17 protein-coding genes are annotated in these 16,109 nt (G+C 36.1%); 12 read left to right on the top strand and 5 right to left on the bottom strand.

Annotated elements, in window-relative coordinates; all coding sequences use genetic code 11:
- Positions 1-156 precede the first annotated feature (156 nt).
- Positions 157-648, bottom strand: coding sequence for a CBO0543 family protein (locus H0184_RS18775; protein ID WP_221827557.1), 492 nt, complete (start codon positions 646-648; stop codon positions 157-159).
- A 234-nt stretch (positions 649-882) separates the two neighbouring features.
- Here H0184_RS18775 and H0184_RS27765 point away from each other — a divergent pair, with 234 nt between their 5' ends.
- Both H0184_RS27765 and H0184_RS18780 read left to right on the top strand, forming a co-directional pair.
- Positions 883-1,011 carry a hypothetical protein gene (locus H0184_RS27765; protein ID WP_260631668.1) on the top strand — a complete coding sequence of 43 codons (129 nt, stop codon included), beginning with the start codon at positions 883-885 and terminating at the stop codon, positions 1,009-1,011.
- A gap of 248 nt (positions 1,012-1,259) precedes the next feature.
- Positions 1,260-1,604, top strand: a complete 345-nt coding sequence (locus H0184_RS18780; RefSeq protein ID WP_221827558.1) for a hypothetical protein — start codon at positions 1,260-1,262, stop codon at positions 1,602-1,604.
- A gap of 120 nt (positions 1,605-1,724) precedes the next feature.
- On the opposite strand, the gene H0184_RS18785 is transcribed toward H0184_RS18780, so the two are convergent.
- Positions 1,725-2,213: a hypothetical protein gene (locus tag H0184_RS18785; protein ID WP_221827559.1), complete on the bottom strand. Its 489-nt coding sequence runs from the start codon at positions 2,211-2,213 to the stop codon at positions 1,725-1,727.
- Between the two features lie 222 nt (positions 2,214-2,435).
- Between H0184_RS18785 and H0184_RS18790 the strand changes: the two genes are divergently transcribed.
- The 3 genes from H0184_RS18790 (at position 2,436) to H0184_RS18800 (ending at position 5,588) form a co-directional block, all read left to right on the top strand.
- Positions 2,436-4,211 (top strand): acyltransferase family protein, encoded by a 1,776-nt coding sequence (locus H0184_RS18790; protein WP_221827560.1) that lies wholly within the window; start codon positions 2,436-2,438, stop codon positions 4,209-4,211.
- A 156-nt stretch (positions 4,212-4,367) separates the two neighbouring features.
- Complete coding sequence (locus tag H0184_RS18795; protein WP_221827561.1) at positions 4,368-4,904, top strand: AAA family ATPase; 537 nt, start codon at positions 4,368-4,370, stop codon at positions 4,902-4,904.
- Between the two features lie 264 nt (positions 4,905-5,168).
- A complete protein-coding gene (locus tag H0184_RS18800; RefSeq protein ID WP_221827562.1) occupies positions 5,169-5,588 on the top strand; it encodes a hypothetical protein in 420 nt (139 codons plus the stop codon).
- Between the two features lie 40 nt (positions 5,589-5,628).
- On the opposite strand, the gene H0184_RS18805 is transcribed toward H0184_RS18800, so the two are convergent.
- Entirely contained in the window at positions 5,629-7,125 is a 1,497-nt protein-coding gene (locus H0184_RS18805; RefSeq protein ID WP_221827563.1) for an MHYT domain-containing protein, read from the bottom strand.
- Between the two features lie 160 nt (positions 7,126-7,285).
- On the opposite strand from H0184_RS18805, the gene H0184_RS18810 reads away from it, so the two are divergent.
- The 3 genes from H0184_RS18810 (at position 7,286) to H0184_RS18820 (ending at position 9,355) form a co-directional block, all read left to right on the top strand.
- The gene (locus H0184_RS18810; RefSeq protein WP_221827564.1) at positions 7,286-8,164 is read left to right on the top strand and encodes a LysR family transcriptional regulator; all 879 of its coding nucleotides are present in this window, start codon (positions 7,286-7,288) and stop codon (positions 8,162-8,164) included.
- Positions 8,165-8,291: 127 nt separating this feature from the next.
- Positions 8,292-8,663: a CidA/LrgA family protein gene (locus H0184_RS18815; protein ID WP_260631669.1), complete on the top strand. Its 372-nt coding sequence runs from the start codon at positions 8,292-8,294 to the stop codon at positions 8,661-8,663.
- Positions 8,663-9,355 (top strand): LrgB family protein, encoded by a 693-nt coding sequence (locus H0184_RS18820; RefSeq protein ID WP_260631670.1) that lies wholly within the window; start codon positions 8,663-8,665, stop codon positions 9,353-9,355. The genes H0184_RS18815 and H0184_RS18820 overlap by 1 nt, the downstream gene beginning before the upstream one ends.
- Positions 9,356-9,502: 147 nt before the next feature.
- On the opposite strand, the gene H0184_RS18825 is transcribed toward H0184_RS18820, so the two are convergent.
- On the bottom strand, positions 9,503-9,811 hold the full coding sequence (locus H0184_RS18825; RefSeq protein WP_221827566.1) for a hypothetical protein: 309 nt from the start codon (positions 9,809-9,811) through the stop codon (positions 9,503-9,505).
- A gap of 484 nt (positions 9,812-10,295) precedes the next feature.
- Here H0184_RS18825 and sstT point away from each other — a divergent pair, with 484 nt between their 5' ends.
- Positions 10,296-11,534 carry a serine/threonine transporter SstT gene (gene sstT, locus H0184_RS18830; RefSeq protein WP_221827567.1) on the top strand — a complete coding sequence of 413 codons (1,239 nt, stop codon included), beginning with the start codon at positions 10,296-10,298 and terminating at the stop codon, positions 11,532-11,534.
- A gap of 49 nt (positions 11,535-11,583) precedes the next feature.
- On the opposite strand, the gene H0184_RS28115 is transcribed toward sstT, so the two are convergent.
- On the bottom strand, positions 11,584-12,057 hold the full coding sequence (locus tag H0184_RS28115) for a GerAB/ArcD/ProY family transporter (RefSeq protein ID WP_396953607.1): 474 nt from the start codon (positions 12,055-12,057) through the stop codon (positions 11,584-11,586).
- Between the two features lie 187 nt (positions 12,058-12,244).
- Between H0184_RS28115 and H0184_RS18840 the strand changes: the two genes are divergently transcribed.
- The 3 genes from H0184_RS18840 to H0184_RS18850 are packed head-to-tail and all read left to right on the top strand — an operon-like array spanning position 12,245 to position 16,056.
- The gene (locus H0184_RS18840; protein WP_221827569.1) at positions 12,245-13,759 is read left to right on the top strand and encodes a spore germination protein; all 1,515 of its coding nucleotides are present in this window, start codon (positions 12,245-12,247) and stop codon (positions 13,757-13,759) included.
- Entirely contained in the window at positions 13,756-14,904 is a 1,149-nt protein-coding gene (locus H0184_RS18845) for a Ger(x)C family spore germination protein (protein WP_221827570.1), read from the top strand. The genes H0184_RS18840 and H0184_RS18845 overlap by 4 nt, the downstream gene beginning before the upstream one ends.
- A 60-nt stretch (positions 14,905-14,964) precedes the next feature.
- Positions 14,965-16,056 (top strand): GerAB/ArcD/ProY family transporter, encoded by a 1,092-nt coding sequence (locus H0184_RS18850; protein ID WP_221827571.1) that lies wholly within the window; start codon positions 14,965-14,967, stop codon positions 16,054-16,056.
- Positions 16,057-16,109 lie beyond the last annotated feature (53 nt).

Genomic DNA, 16,109 nt, shown 5'->3' on the forward strand with positions numbered 1-16,109 from the left:
ATCCCGGTTAAAGTAGTGGGGCTGTAAATGCTGCCACTTGGGATTTTCTGTTCATTAGTCCTTCTAGCCAATTTTTTGGTCTGGCCTTTTTTCATTTTACGAAGTGCTTGGACTTTGAAAGATCATAAAGTATATAACAATAATTTCGTTCCCATTTTACTTTAATGAAATTTTACCATTATTTATTGTTCTTATCATTGCAATGATAGCTCTGCAAATTAACAGTTTTATCATAAGACTTATTAAGGAGTGATACCAAGTCCATCCTTTTTTCCATTTAATTAGGTTAGTCTTCTTTGCAGCAATTGTCTCTATTATTGTTTGTGGTACAACAAAAGGTAAAAGTTTTAAAATAATTCCAATTGGTTTGCTGTTCAATGTCCACTGATTATAATAAAGCAGCATTAACGGGTAATGGATATAATCAAATGGAAGGTGAATTTTATACTTTGGAAAAAGTTTTTTTGGGTATTTTAAATATCCTCTTGTTACTAAATATTCATCTGAAAAAAAATTACCGATGAAACTTACAAGGTATACAATAATCCAATCTTTAAATGAACGTTTCACTATGGCGAATGGTAATAAAATTAATCCAAGTAAAGTATTTATGACTAAGAAGTAATACGGATAATCTTTTTTTCTCAACTTTCACACCTCCTGTTATTATGATTTGTTCAATTAAAACTTTTATGTGAAAAATCTTTAATATCTTCAACTAATGGGACCATAATTGGTGCCTTTTTTGAGTTCTAAAGATGTTATGAAATAAAATATACTATTTTTTATAAAATAGGTTAATAGTTTAGAACTTGTCCAACTATATCAGCATAACATGTTGGTGTAAGAGCTCTTTCAATAAGGTTGAAAGGGGGGAAATAGATGTCTATCAATCTAGTTACAGTAGTTCTTGTGCTGCTTCTCTTAGTAGCCCTGCTTGTTGCAGTTTTACTTGGCACTCCAGAACAACAACAAATCATTATTGCTGCTATTAATGCATTGCTTGGTTAATATAATGTAGCAATATAGTTCCCCTCAGTAACAAGGACCCCTTTAATATCACTGCCTAATATAGTAGTGGGTATTATTGGGGGTTTCTTTTTTAATGGATTATTTATTATTATAATATATGGTTTTAACCCATTTTTTGGTCTTATGGTTTTTAGCAAACACACATGTGTCATTTTTTCATAGTATGTAACAGCATAGGACAAGAATCCGTTCTGTTATTCTAAGATAAAAAAGGTGGAGTTTATTACATGACGAATGAAAACGAATCCAAATCAGAGGTTAATAACCCTCTGATAGATAATAAATCTATAGATTTAAGTGGGATCATGAATATTGCAGGTTCATTACTTAAAAATCCAGAAGTATTGAATACTGTTTCAGATGTAATGAAACTTACTAATAACGTTCAAGAGACCACAAAGAAACCAGAAGAACTTCAGGAAAATACAATTCTAGTACTGCAGAAACAAATAACAGAAATGAATCAACAAATAATCGACTTACAAAATCAAATAAGTAAATATAATGAGGAACTAAGAGAATTGATTTTAAAAATGCAAAGCTCCCTTGAAAAGCGAAAGTGGTGGTTCTAATTTCAAGGGATTCACGTATGGAAAAGTGTGCAACTATATAATATCAGCGGTCTTTTGTTATACGTGTGTAAGAATGAGATAAAGCCGCCTATACCTGGGCAGCTTATTTAGAAAAAGCGTTCATATTTTGAATGCTTTTTTCTTGGTCATTTTTGTAAATACTGAATATGGCTTATCCAAAAACGTTTGGTAACCATATAACAATAAAGACTCAAACATTGTAAGTATGAGATGATGTAGTCCTGTGAATTTTACATATTTTAAATAGTTTGCTCTCTCAAGTAAAGGTATTATTCCAAAGCCATATTGCAGGTTATTTAGTAGGTTTATTAATAAATACAACCCAAACCTACCGTAAGATAAGTGGAATATCCATAAGTTTCCTACAGCAAAAGGCCCTAGAACAAGAGCTAAATGGTTCCACATTCTTTTTCTTGAGATGCCTGTTTCCTCCCAGAAATGATAATGAGTACCTATGAGTACATTGGTTACCGTAAAAAGACCTGCAAGAACTGTAACTGGCAGGTACCTCTTCAATGATTTCTTCGGTAAAAGGCATACTGTGGTCCAGCTTAAAACACAACCTATCCTAATAAGAAGATTTAACATATCCGACCTCTGTTTCCTTTTCCCTTAGATTTTGTAAAAGTTCAGGAAATATGCATTGATTCGAATTAGAATCAATTTGAAATAGATTTTTGAAATAGCCATGGTAAGGGAAAAATTTTTTGGGGGAATGATTAAACCTTCGTAATCATAAAAAACATTAGAGGTGTAATTGAAACTCTACTGTTTTTTAATCCTTTCAAAATGATGGCAGGAGAGGGTGGAATGGAAGTCCCAAGCAGCGATAAACGCAAACGTAGATATATGCCAGGAATAGATGGCCTTAGAGCTATAGCCGTCATCGGGGTTATTCTATATCATTTGAATATTCCCTGGTTTCAAGGAGGGTTTTCAGGCGTAACCGTTTTCTTTGTTTTGTCTGGCTACTTAATTACAGACATCCTTATTGATGAATGGTACAAAACCAATAAAATTGACTACTTTCGTTTCATGATTCGCCGCTTTCGCAGGCTGGCTCCGGCTTTACTGGTCATGATTTTTATTATTACCCTATGGGTGATCTTCACGAATCATCCTGCGTATGAAAAATTACGTTCGGATTTTCTTCCTTCTATTTTATATGTTACAAATTGGTGGTATATTTTCCATGAAGTTTCCTATTTTGACAACTTCGGTCCAGCTTCTCCGCTTACTCATATATGGTCATTAGGTATCGAAGAGCAATTCTATCTCCTATGGCCGTTTTTGGTAATTCTTAGTTTTAATTTTATAAAAAAAAGTACGTTTCGGATTCTGGCAATCCTAGTAGGAGTGGTCATTTCTGCGTGGTTAATGGCATTCCTTTTTACACCAGGAGAAGATCCTTCCCGTGTGTATTACGGAACAGATACAAGAGCTTTTTCACTACTGTTAGGAGCTGCACTTGCCATTGTTTGGCCAAGTCAACGATTGTCGAAAACATTACCAAGACATGCAAGCGTGATTCTTGATATTGTTGGAATTATAGGATTGCTGCTGATCATCGTATTCTTTATGGTTACATCCCAATTTGATTCTTTTCATTATCAAGGGGGGATGCTTCTTTTATCCCTTATAACTACTCTAGTCGTAGGTGCAATCACACATCCTGCTAGTAAGCTGGGGAAATGGCTAAGTGTTAAGCCTTTGCGATGGATTGGAGTTCGTTCCTATGGTATCTATTTATGGCATTATCCCCCCATTATTGTCTTAACCACGCCGATTGTGAATACAGATGGTCTAAATAGCAGGAGGATTTTCTTACAAATTGGTGCTACATTGATTATTTCGGCATTATCCTACCGATTTGTGGAAACTCCGATACGAACAGGACGTATTACATTTACATTATCTGCCTTTAAAAAACTAACTATTGTTCCACAAAGGATTGTTTTGGGAAGCTGTGCTGCACTATTTGCTGGAATAATTGTAATAGGCGTCGTCTTTGCCGCAAAAACAACGGTTTTTGTAAGTACTAAAGCCCCCTTAACAATAGGTGCTATCAATGAGATTGAATTCAAGGATCCGATCATAGAGCCTGTTCCCGAATCCGACCCTGAATTGAAGACCATTACAGTTATTGGTGATTCGATTCTTCATGATGTTGCTCCATTCTTCAAAAACCATTACCCAGAAGCAATACTTGATTACCGTGTCGGCCGGCAAATGTCTGAGATGCCAGATGTAATTACGAAGCTGGAGAGCAGCGGCCAATTAGGGGAATATGTGATTATTCAACTTGGAACCAATGGACCATTTGTAAAAACAGACTTAATAAATATTATCAAGGGCCTGGAAAGTAAAAAAGTGTATCTAGTAAACTGCAGAGTTCCTAGGGCGTGGGAAAGTACGGTGAATCAAACATTAGAGGAAGTCGTTAAAGGTATTTCTAATACCGTTCTAGTGGATTGGTATAGTGCCAGTGCTGGTCATCCTGAGTTTTTCTCAAGCGATGGCGTTCATTTAACAAGAGCCGGAGGGGAAACATACGCCAACCTTTTAGCAGAACAACTCGATGATTAAATATGCTGCGGGATTCCAATAAATCGATTGGTTTTCTTAATAGAATAGGTTACTATTTTGAAGAAGTCCAATTGCCATAAGAGTTCAGGTAAACGCCAATTTCATGACAAAAAATTAAAATTATCTGATTTAATTTATTTCAAAGGAAGTGTAATTTTGAATACAAATAGAACGGTCTTTTTAATAAGTGGTCCCCCTGGGGCTGGAAAGAGTACACTGGCTGAAATGATATGTAAAAGTATAAAAGGGTCATGTGCTCATATAGAGGGGGATGTGTTATATAATATGGTAAAACAAGGATGGGTACATCCTTGTGATGATCACAATAATCTTTTTCTAAATATTTTATGGGACAATATAGTTGCCTTGATTGAAAACTTTACAAAAAATAATATAAATGTAGTTACTGATTATGTTTTTTCTAAAGAACAACTATTTTCTATTATAGATAGAATAAGGAATTTAAACATTAACATTAAAGTAATAGTAATTAAAAGTGAGATAGATACCCTAATTAATAGGGATAGACAACGGAGCGGAGTGGCGTTTGTAGGAGAAGAAAGAATTAGACAAATTGTTAAAGATTTTAACTCAAGTGACTTTCCAGAAAGAATCATAATAGAAAACAATGATTCTTATTTAGAGGACCTAGTTAATACCGTTTTAAACGAAGACAGGTTCAAAGTGTATTAATTTAAAATAAGTAGAGCCAAAATATGCGTGTATTAATGCAGTACATGCATATTTTGACTCTTTTTACATACATAAAAAAAACAGTCTTTTATCAAATTTCTATCATGAAATGACTTTATGTTAGAGAAAAAGGTCAATGGTGTTAATAGAGTCGAAAAATGTCGATATATGTACTTTTATATTTTGTTTTGTTTCCGAATAATTGGTAAACATAATAAACACTTATATAAAAGAATTAATAAACCTGGTCCAAAGGAGAATTTCATGAGGAACCTTGCTGCTTTATTTTCCATGCTGATGCCTGGATTTGGACAACTCTATAATCGACAATTTCTAAAAAGCGTATTTCTTCTCTTCGTTGAACATTATGATAATGTATTGGGGAAAATCAATACTGCCATTCATCTGGATTTTAATGGTTTCCACCAAAAAGCGTTAGAGGCGGCAAATTTCCAATACGTATTATTTTATCCTGGATTTTATGCCTATACGGTTTGGGATGCATGGTATTATGCAAAGCCAAATGCAGACAAAACAAAATCCGCCATTCCATTTTTGATAGGAGGTTTCCTTGGAGAGTTTGGTGCCATTTTTTCTAGCCGTTTACCCATTCCCACACTTACAGTTGGATTGCTAATGATTGTACCTATGATAACGGGAATGATACTGTTAAGAAACCAATAAAAAAAGCTTTACCCTTCTGAGTGTGGTAAAGCAGTTATATCTAAGAAGATTGGGATACCGTGGGGTCATCTTTAAGATTCACTTTTACATACTCTAAATGGCTAAGTTCTGTTGGCAGCGTAATCGTTACCTTTGTAGCGATGTTAGGGACACTTTCAATTTCAAATTTCCCATTATGATTTTGAATAATTTTCTTGCTCACCATTAGCCCCAAACCGGTTCCCTCTGATTTTGTTGTATAAAAGGGGGTGCCTAATAAATGAAGATTTTCCCTCGATATCCCCACACCATTATCGATCACCGAAATAACAAGATTCGTATCTTGTTGTTCCATCCTTATCTGAATTTTACCTCCTTGCGGCAGGGCTTCTATTGAATTTTTTATTAGATTGGCAATAACCTGCTTAATTTGATTTTCTTCGCATTTTATTAAAAATTGCTCACCGATAAATTCCGGAGTAATTTCAATATTTTTTATGATTGCCTGCGTATTTAATAGGGTAATCACATTTTTTATACTTTGCGAAAGATCTGTTAAGGAATATTGAACGATATGTGGTTTTGATAGGACCATAAACTCACTCACGATAAAATTGATTCGGTTTATTTCATCAATCATAATCTTAGAATATCGTTTATTGGTTTCGGGGTCGGTATTTTCATTCATCATTTGCGTAAACCCTTTTAATGTTGTTAAAGGGTTTCTAATTTCATGTGCTACACCAGCCGCAAGTTCTCCCACTAGAGATAGTTTCTCAGATTCTCTTAGCTTTCTCTCATGATTATTCAGATCCTTCATATGTTCAATCAGCTTTTTATCAAGAAAAGCACTAGATAATAACATAATCAATACGACAAAGATCGCAGGGACAGAGATAAAAGAACTCAAGGTAGTGGAACTAACTGAGTAATAGGCATCTTGTGTTATAGGAGCTGGTTGATAGAGGAGTTTCGTTCCCCACATCCCAATATAGTGCATACCAGCAATTCCAATGCCCATTAGGATGCTGCTCAACACCCGGCAAGAAAAGTTCATCGAGCGGCGATGATTAAAAAAGAATAAGACCCATAAAGAGCCGAATGCAGCGGTAAAAGCAATCCCTATCGACAATAGAACGATTGGCAGGTTATAGGTGATGGAGAAGTTCAGATACATGGCCTCCATACCCAAATAATGCATACCAACGATTCCACTGCCCATAAACACACCCGAAAATAGCAGTCTAACAACATTCATTTTCATCATAAAAAAGGCGAGGCCGGTGCCTAATATAGAAATCAACAGTGAAAGCAATACTATCCTTGCATCATACTCACTGTGACTTGGCATATCCATCGCAAGCATCCCAACAAAGTGCATAGTCCAAATCCCAATGCCCATTGCAATCGCACAGCCTAATAACCAAAGATTGTATTTATAATTTTTAAAAATAATCATTTTCCAGCGAAGGTCTAACGCTATGTAAGAAAAAAGAATTCCTAGTAGAATCGAAAAAATCAACCAGTAATCATTATAGGTCTCGGTCATATGCTCCATTGTTAATCACTTCCAAACCATTTATATATCTACCATCTTTCACTTCTAAACCGTATATTATAACGAAATAATAAAAAAATGATAAATTATACCCAAATAGCTTTAAAATGTTAAAAGGTCTATACTTTAGTAAAATCATAAGGCATGGAGGTATTTTGCTTTGGAATTAAGACAATTACGAACTTTCGTTGAAGTAGCGAAGCATAAAAGCATAACAAAAGCTGCAGAGCATTTACATGTATCACAGCCAGCATTGAGTAAGTCGATCATGGCTCTAGAAGAAGAGCTGGGCATGAAGCTGCTTATTCGAGGTAATAAGACAGGTGAGATTACTGATGCAGGCAAAGTGGTGCTGGAATATGCACAGAAAATGACGCTTTTGCTTGATGAGATGACAGATACCTTAAATGATATGACAAATCTGACACGGGGACAGCTTAATGTTGGTCTGCCTCCTTTCATTGGCAGTTTGTTTTTTCCACGTGTAATGGCTAAGTTTCATCATACGTATCCGAATATCGAATTAAATATTACAGAGTATGGAGGGGCCAGGGTGGTAAAAAGTGTGGAGGAAGGCGAGTTTGAACTAGGAGTAGCCGTTCTGCCCATTGATGAAAAGCAGTTTCATGTATACCCGATTGTAGAAGAAGAAATGAAATTGCTCGTCTACAAAGAACACTATCTCGCTTCTAGAAATGAAGTGGATATAAAAGAATTAAAAGAGGAGGAGTTTATATTTTATCATGAGGAATTCGCACTTCATCAAATTATGAGAAATCATATTATCGCTGCGGGCTTTGAGCCAAAAATCTTATTTAAGAGCTCTCAATGGGACCTAATGTCAGAAATGGTGGCTGCAAATCTTGGAATCACCATTCTACCACAATCCATTTGTAATAGAGTATTTAATAGGGACATTAAAGTTATTAATCTAAAACAAGAAATTCTATGGAAACTGGCCGTCATCACGAAAAAAGACCGTTATATTTCTAATGCCGGGAAAACCTTTATTGATTTCATACTTAGCGAACGATTATAACTTTTAGTTATGCAACTTATTCTGAATATGTATTTTACGAATAACAAATTTCATCGTACCATTATCCTATTGTTAAAACAGATGGAAAAAGGAGTTAACTAAACTCTTTCTTAATAGAAAGGATATTATGATGAAATTTGCTGCTATTGTTTTACAGGTATTGTTCATACATGTGTTTTTATTTCTGGGTGCTGCGCTGAAGGAAATAATCCCACTCCCTATCCCAGCATCAATGTTTGGTTTGATTCTCCTTTTCCTAGTACTTTATTTAAAAATTGTTAAGTTAGAATGGGTGGAAAAAGGAGCAAAATGGCTGATGGCTGAGTTGTTATTATTCTTTGTTCCATCAGCAGTAGGAATTGTGAATTATGACGATATTTTAAGTCTTCAGGGAGCAGAAATTGTGCTATTGATCGGAGTCAGCACCGTAATCGTATTAGGGATGACGGCTCTCGTAGCAGAAAGAATTACTGGCAGAAAAAGAGGTGAGCAGCATTGATGATGATTTTGTTTACTGTTCTTACATTTATTATTTATCGGTCAGCAAAAATGATTTATGCCAAAACTGCCTTACCAGTCTTTCATCCATTGCTGCTAGCACCTATTCTATTAATACTGCTGATTAAAGGAATGAATGTTTCTGCCAATCACTATTTGGATGCGACCAAATGGCTCACCCATTTATTAGGACCAGCGACGGTTGCATTTGCTGTTCCTATTTATAAACATCTACCTACGATAAAAAAATATATGGGAACGATTATGATTAGTGTAACGACTGGAACGTTGACAGCGATTTTTTCAACTTTCGCACTATCAAAGATGATTCATTTAAAATCTGATTTTGTAACTTCCATCCTTCCAAGATCGATTACGACACCGATTGCGATTGAGGTTTCAAAAGAAATTGGGGGACTGCCAACTCTTACGACCGTTTTTGTCATTATCACAGGAGTAATGGGAGGGGTGTTGGGACCGTCCGTCATTAAATGGTTATCAATCAAAACGCCCATAGCCAAAGGACTTGCTCTTGGTATGGCAGCACATGGTGCAGGAACCAATAAAGCAATGGAATATGGGGAACAAGAAGCTACTTTTTCATCACTAGCAATGATTTTCGCCGCTTGGATCACGCTTCTTTGGGGAGTCTTATTGATTCCAGCTTTGATCCATATGGAGCCTTTATTTTAGAAAGATTTAATCACGGCAAAGCCCTCCTCATGTGAGAAGGGCTTTGCCATTTTTATGTTGGACATGTCCATTTGAAGATAAAAATGTAATAACAGCTGTATTATCCAGAAAACATGTTAGACCGTCATACTTTGGTAATAATGACACTTATTTCTTTTCCACTTTTACTATTCCTTTTCCAAAATTATCTTTCTCAAAATAGCAAATGACCACATCATCAACTTTTATTTTTTCACTCGAATCAATGCTTTCAGCAGAAAAAACAATTTTCGTTCCATCATCACTTTTTCCGTGATATAGATTTCCTTTTATATCACTGATTTTATATTCTACTGTTTTGTATTCAGAGGAATCACTGCTTTGATTACTGACTGGTACAGTGGTTTGCGATTTTACTACTAGTAATACTACTAATATGGATGCGAGTATTCCAAGAATGATTATTCTTTTTACCATGATACTAACCTCCCCATTAGTATTTTAAGAGTTGATGGCGGAAAGTAAATCCTACCATTTTCCCTTGGTCTTTCTACCTATTATAAAATATTTATTAATATAGAAGAGAAGATCGTTAAGAAAAGCACAAAAACACGAACATTAATGTTTAATTTTTTCTAAATATCGTTCTAAATACGAATGTTCTATATTTATATCGAAATATCGTTCATATTTTATTGATTAAGCAATATGAACTTGTTATACTAACAACATATTCATACATTTATACAACATTCCCAGATGCATGTTCAAATAGCTAACTTTTTACTCTATCAACATAACATTAATGTTATTGTAAAGTATCTAAATATTCTCTATAATAATATTTATTAGAATTTATAGTTTAATTGAAGTAGGGGAGGTTTTACTAGATAATAAAAAAACAAATACGTAATGTTCCGAAACTGGAGCAATCTATCAGATACTTGTAGGGGGAACATCTATGAAAAGTCTATTAAAAAAGTGGAATCAAATTAGTATTGTAAAACAAATTTTAGTTGGTCTAATTATTGGTATATTTTTAGCTGTTCTAATACCTGAAGTGGCAAAGCCAGTAACCATTTTAGGATCATTATTTGTAGGTGCTTTAAAAGGAATTGCACCTGTATTGGTACTTTTCTTGGTAATGTCGGCCATTGCTCAGCATAAGCGTGGTCAGCAAACGAATATGAAATCTATTCTGTCCCTATATCTTTTAGGAACTTTTTTTGCTGGATTAGTTGCAGTTGTTGTAAGCTTTATTTTTCCAGTAAGTATCACTCTTACAAAGGGTGTTGAGGATATGGCCGCTCCAGGCGGTGTTGTTGAAGTTCTTAAAACATTATTGCTTAATGTTGTTGATAATCCGGTTAATGCTATTGCCAATGCAAACTATATCGGTATTTTAGCTTGGGCCATTGTCCTTGGTTTGGCTTTAAGAAATGCTCCGGACACAACAAAAACAATGATTTCTAATTTTTCAGATGCCGTTTCAAAAATGGTTACATGGGTAATTAAGCTCGCTCCATTAGGAATCATGGGGCTAGTTATCGATTCGATTACAACAAATGGACTAGAGTCTCTTTTAGGCTATGGGAAATTACTTGTTGTTTTAATTGGATGTATGCTATTTGTGGCTTTTGTTGTCAACCCCCTTATGGTATACGTCAACCTACGTCAGAACCCATATCCACTTGTTCTGAAGTGTGTTAGGGAAAGTGGGATTACAGCATTCTTTACACGCAGCTCTGCTGCCAACATTCCTGTTAATATGAAATTATGTGAAAAACTTAGTCTAGATAAAGATACTTATTCTGTTTCCATTCCATTAGGTGCTACAATCAATATGGCTGGTGCAGCGGTAACGATTTCTGTTTTAACACTGGCAGCTGTCCATACTCTTGACATTCCAGTAGATATCCCTACAGCCATTATCTTAAGTGTATTATCCGCTGTATGTGCATGTGGTGCCTCAGGTGTAGCCGGTGGTTCACTATTATTGATTCCACTTGCATGCAGCTTATTTGGGATTTCTAATGATGTGGCGATGCAGGTAGTCGGAGTAGGTTTTATCATTGGAGTATTACAAGACTCATTTGAAACAGCCCTTAACTCCTCAACAGACGTCCTTTTCACAGCAACAGCTGATTATAAGAAACGTCTTAAAGAAGGTAAAAAAGTAGATATTAATAAAGTAGCTTAAAGAACAAAACAACCTCTCCTACATAATAGGGAGGTTGTTTTTCGTATCCTTAACCATCTTGTGATGGTCCACTTTTATTTGTAGATAATTTATTTTTAACTGTAACAAAAACATACAATAAAGGTATATACACCAATAGAATGTAGGTACTCATTTTAGCAGTAATGTCTTTAAAGACCTGAATCATAATCCGATCATTAAGAATAAATGAAAATACATTTATAAGAATATGAATCCCTGCTAAAGTTAAGCTGGGTTTACTATTAAAAACACCTTTAAAACCTCTTGTGACTGACCATATGCATAAGCAGACCGGAGGGAGTATAACTAACATCCATGAAAAGATAAATAGATATTCAAATCTTTCTATGAAGGGCATCTGTACAACTTTTGTCATCGAAAGTGTAGGCCAAATAACATATTTTAATACCCCTTGATTAAAAAAAGCATATGTAATGACCGTCAAGATCACATAAAGAATCGTTGTAAACATCAAACCTAGGTGTGCCCATTTTTGGTCTATTTAAAAAAATGGAAACGAGCCCCCTAATTAATCCAATCATATTAAGGATGATATCAATCTGGGTTCAACTCTGTTAATAATCTTTTTCCTGAGAATTCTGCCATAACCTTATGAATCAATAGTAACGTATATTTATACTAATTTGGGAATTACTAACTATAATATAGTTACGAAGGCAGGGCATAAGATGGGACGGTTGGGAAAATCAGATGTGATAGACAAATTAAATGCCAATGATAGCCAATCCTCTGAAAATATAAATCGAAATATTGGAAATAGTATTATTGTGAATGAGGCAATTTTCAAAAAAGTCTTTCAACACAGCTCAGACATTATGTATCGAGAAATTACGATTCATAGTCAAACTAAGCTTTTATTGATTTATGTTGATGGTATGGTGAATACGGATATTATTATTTCTAACATTCTAGAACCATTAATGTACAAAGGACTGCCCCAAGGTTTAGGGGCTGTCGAAAGTGTTTTTGAGATGTTTGAACAGGAGCGTTTTTCCGTTCTCCAAACGAAGAAGGTTTCCAATATAGACGATATTTCTGAGCACATTTTAAAGGGAAATCTTGCTATATTAGTCGACGGGGAAAACATTGCTTTACTTGCAGATGTTAAGAAAATAGAAACAAGAAGTATAAGTGATTCTGCTATAGAGCCTGTTCTTCGCGGATCAAGAGAAAGTTTTACTGAGAATCTACGAACGAATACCACAATGCTGCGGAGAATACTTGCAACTCCCAATTTGAAGATTGACTCGTTGAAAATTGGAAAATTGACAAAGACGGATGTAGCTGTTGTTTATATTGAAGGAATAGTCAAACCATCTGTACTAAATGATGTAAAAAAAAGATTAAAACAAATACAGACTAATGCAATTCTTGAGTCGGGAATTATTGAGCAATATATTGAAGAGGATCAATTTTCTCCCTTTCCACAAATCTTAAATAGTGAGCGTCCAGATGTTGTCGCAGCAGGATTGTTAGAGGGAAGAGTTGCAATTATTACGAATGGAACACCATTTGCCCTTATCGTTCCCATGACGTTTTGGTCTGGATTGCAGGCCCCTGACGATTATCATCAACGTTTTTTGTTTGTAGCCATGATTCGATGGGTTCGTTACATTTTCACCGCCCTTTCAGTTTTTCTGCCTTCCATATTTATTGCGTTAACCAACTTTCATCCTGAAATGGTCCCGCCAGATCTGATGCTGAATATTGCAGCACTTCGAGAAAGGGCTCCATTTCCGACAGTAATTGAGGTCTTATTGATGGAGTTCATGTTTGAAGGGCTGCAGGAAGCAGGACTCCGCTTGCCAAAACAAATTGGTCCGCTTGTAAGTATTGTTGGAGCCTTAGTTATTGGGGAAGCGGCCGTCAGTGCAGGAATTATCTCCGCACCAGTTGTTATTGTCGTAGCGACAGGTGGAATCGCTGCGTTTATCATTCCCCGTTATAGCTTCAGCTTCCCCTTGAGGATGTTACGGTTCCCATTAATCATACTTTCAGGAACACTGGGTATATTTGGAATTGCGATTGGGATCAGTACGATTCTTATCCACCTGCTGAATCTTCAATCATTTGGAACACCTTATCTTAGCCCAGTGGCTCCGCTTAACAAACGTGGACTTAAGGATGTGTTGATTCGATGGCCCAAAAAGCTTGTAAAGAATAGTAAGGGGGACCAAGTATGAGGCATACTGCCAAAATTTGTTTCCTATCACTCCTTCCGCTCTTCATCACAACAGGTTGTTGGAACTTGAAGGAGCCTGACCAACTCGCATTTGTTGCAGGGAATGGACTGGATTTGACTAAAAACGGAAAATTAGAAGCGAGTACTCTTTTAGTGATACCTGCAGGTATTGGCGGAGGACAAATCAATGGCGGTGAAAAGAAAGAAAGCTACCAAGTGATGAACGCAACTGGAAAAAATGTTTCTGATGCGTTGGATAACATTCAGTCAAAGTTATCACGGGTTGTGTTTGCTGGACATCGCGATATTTTTCTTGTCGGCCAAAGCCTAGCAGAGCATGGAATGGGAAATACTATCGATACATTCATGCGTAGTTCTCAATCGGATATGCGTGCGATGATTTATTTGGTAAAAAACGGTCAACCAAAAGATGTATTTTCCAGTGCTCCTTTTTTTGAGCCATTTATAACCACAACACTTTCAGAAGAACAAGAAGCCATCGGTTTGAAGCCTTATTTAGCCCGTGAATTTGTGGCAGATGTTTGGAGTGATGCCACCCAGCCATTGTTGCCGGTGGTAAGCTTAAATCCATCAACGCATTATAGCTATAATGGTTCGGCTATTCTTAACAAAGATGATGGAGTGAAATTAGTGGGATTTTTAGATAAAGAAGAAACTTCTTATGCACGTTGGTTGACGAATAGACTAATTAGTTTTACACTCACTGCTTTCGTTTCTAAAGGGAATGGAAACATTAGTCTATCATTAGATAACCTAGGACGGCGTATCAAAGTGCTCCAGGTTGGTGAAACAATACAAATTGATGTCCATTTAACTGGGGGAGGAACAATTATCGAAAATAGCACGAAACTAGATTCATCAAAACGTAAGGATCTTCTTCTCATACAAAAGGAAATCAGTTTACAAACGGAAAAATCAACTCAGAAGCTAGTTAAAAAAGTTCAAGAGGCATATAAGATGGACATTTTCGGTTTTGGTGAAAGTGTTCATCAACAATACCCTTTACAATGGAAAACCTTGAAGCATAACTGGACTAAGACATTTCCCACTGTTGCAGTCTCTGTTTCAGTGGACATTCGAATCAATGATTCAGGCCTAACCCATTCGTCATTGAATAAGCCATAACGTGCAGTTCATCTTGCATTAACGAAGCTTAAGATTATTGTAAAGGAGTGGGCAAAGCCTATGAAGCTTTCAGAGACGCAGCTTGTTTGGGTTATTGTAACGACTGAAATCATTGCGATGATTGGGTTAACAATCTCACCTGCGATTCAAATAGCGAAACAAGATGCGTGGCTTTCGATGCTGGCGGGGGGAGTCATGGGGATTGCCTTAACCTTCCTTGCCGTAAAACTGAGCATTCTCCATCCTAATCAATCGTTGGTCCAATACAGCCAAAAACTTCTAGGTAAATGGTTAGGGAGATTGATTGTTCTCCCTTATTTACTGGCTTGGTATGTACTGCCTGCCATTTTACTGCGTTCATTTGCAGACTTTCTCCACCTTATTTTACTTAACAGAACACCTTTGTGGTTGATCGTCCTGCTTTTTCTAGGTGTAAGTACCTATTTAACATATTCATCAGGGATGACGGGAATCGGCCGTTATTGTGAACTGGTGGGGCCGATTATAGTATTGACGTTGATTGTCAGCTTCCTGTTAATCCTTCGAAACATCGAATATCATCATATATTGCCTTTCTATTTTGATTCTGGGGAGGTAAATATATTAAAGGGGTCATTTGCACCTGCTTTTTGGTTCGCAGGTCCGTTCGTCTTATTGGTTATCATCTCTTTTATCCAGAACCCTCGAAGAGTGCTTGCGAAATCCATGTTAGGTGTTGGAATCACCGTTTTCATGGTTGCTTCTGCCACACTTATGGTACTCTTGGTTTTCGGCCCGAATATAGCAGCAAATTTAAGATTTTCTTATTTTATGTCCGTACGGACAATTGATATATTAAATTTCATACAAAACGTAGATGTTTTTATTATGTTTATTTGGGTCTTCGGTGTGATTGCCCAATCATCACTTTATATTTTTATTGCCAGCTATGAAACGGCAAATTGCTTGAACGTGAAAAATTGGCGAAAAATCGTATGGTACCTATTACCGGCGATTTTCATAATGGCAATATTAATTCCTGATGAAACAGCTATTACGCTATTCGATAAATTTTGGACTACAGCCATATATCCTGTTTGCGGCATCTTGATCCCGCTATTCTTATTAATCCTGACGCTCATCAAGAAGAAAGTAAGTGCGCAATCCTTTTAGCCTTGGCAAATCTCTAATTTAAATAGGATACAAAGTGAGTGGTATTCAGTACC

The organism is Neobacillus niacini (assembly GCF_019749295.1).
GTDB lineage: Bacteria > Bacillota > Bacilli > Bacillales > Cytobacillaceae > Neobacillus > Neobacillus niacini_D.

Coding starts and splice junctions, on each gene's coding strand:
- H0184_RS27765 (WP_260631668.1), top strand. CDS start 883: ATGTCTATCAATCTAGTTACAGTAGTTCTTGTGCTGCTTCTCTTAGTA.
- H0184_RS18780 (WP_221827558.1), top strand. CDS start 1,260: ATGACGAATGAAAACGAATCCAAATCAGAGGTTAATAACCCTCTGATA.
- H0184_RS18785 (WP_221827559.1), bottom strand. CDS start 2,213: ATGTTAAATCTTCTTATTAGGATAGGTTGTGTTTTAAGCTGGACCACA.
- H0184_RS18790 (WP_221827560.1), top strand. CDS start 2,436: ATGGAAGTCCCAAGCAGCGATAAACGCAAACGTAGATATATGCCAGGA.
- H0184_RS18800 (WP_221827562.1), top strand. CDS start 5,169: ATGAGGAACCTTGCTGCTTTATTTTCCATGCTGATGCCTGGATTTGGA.
- H0184_RS18805 (WP_221827563.1), bottom strand. CDS start 7,125: ATGGAGCATATGACCGAGACCTATAATGATTACTGGTTGATTTTTTCG.
- H0184_RS18815 (WP_260631669.1), top strand. CDS start 8,292: ATGATGAAATTTGCTGCTATTGTTTTACAGGTATTGTTCATACATGTG.
- H0184_RS18820 (WP_260631670.1), top strand. CDS start 8,663: ATGATGATTTTGTTTACTGTTCTTACATTTATTATTTATCGGTCAGCA.
- H0184_RS18825 (WP_221827566.1), bottom strand. CDS start 9,811: ATGGTAAAAAGAATAATCATTCTTGGAATACTCGCATCCATATTAGTA.
- sstT (WP_221827567.1), top strand. CDS start 10,296: ATGAAAAGTCTATTAAAAAAGTGGAATCAAATTAGTATTGTAAAACAA.
- H0184_RS18840 (WP_221827569.1), top strand. CDS start 12,245: ATGGGACGGTTGGGAAAATCAGATGTGATAGACAAATTAAATGCCAAT.
- H0184_RS18845 (WP_221827570.1), top strand. CDS start 13,756: ATGAGGCATACTGCCAAAATTTGTTTCCTATCACTCCTTCCGCTCTTC.
- H0184_RS18850 (WP_221827571.1), top strand. CDS start 14,965: ATGAAGCTTTCAGAGACGCAGCTTGTTTGGGTTATTGTAACGACTGAA.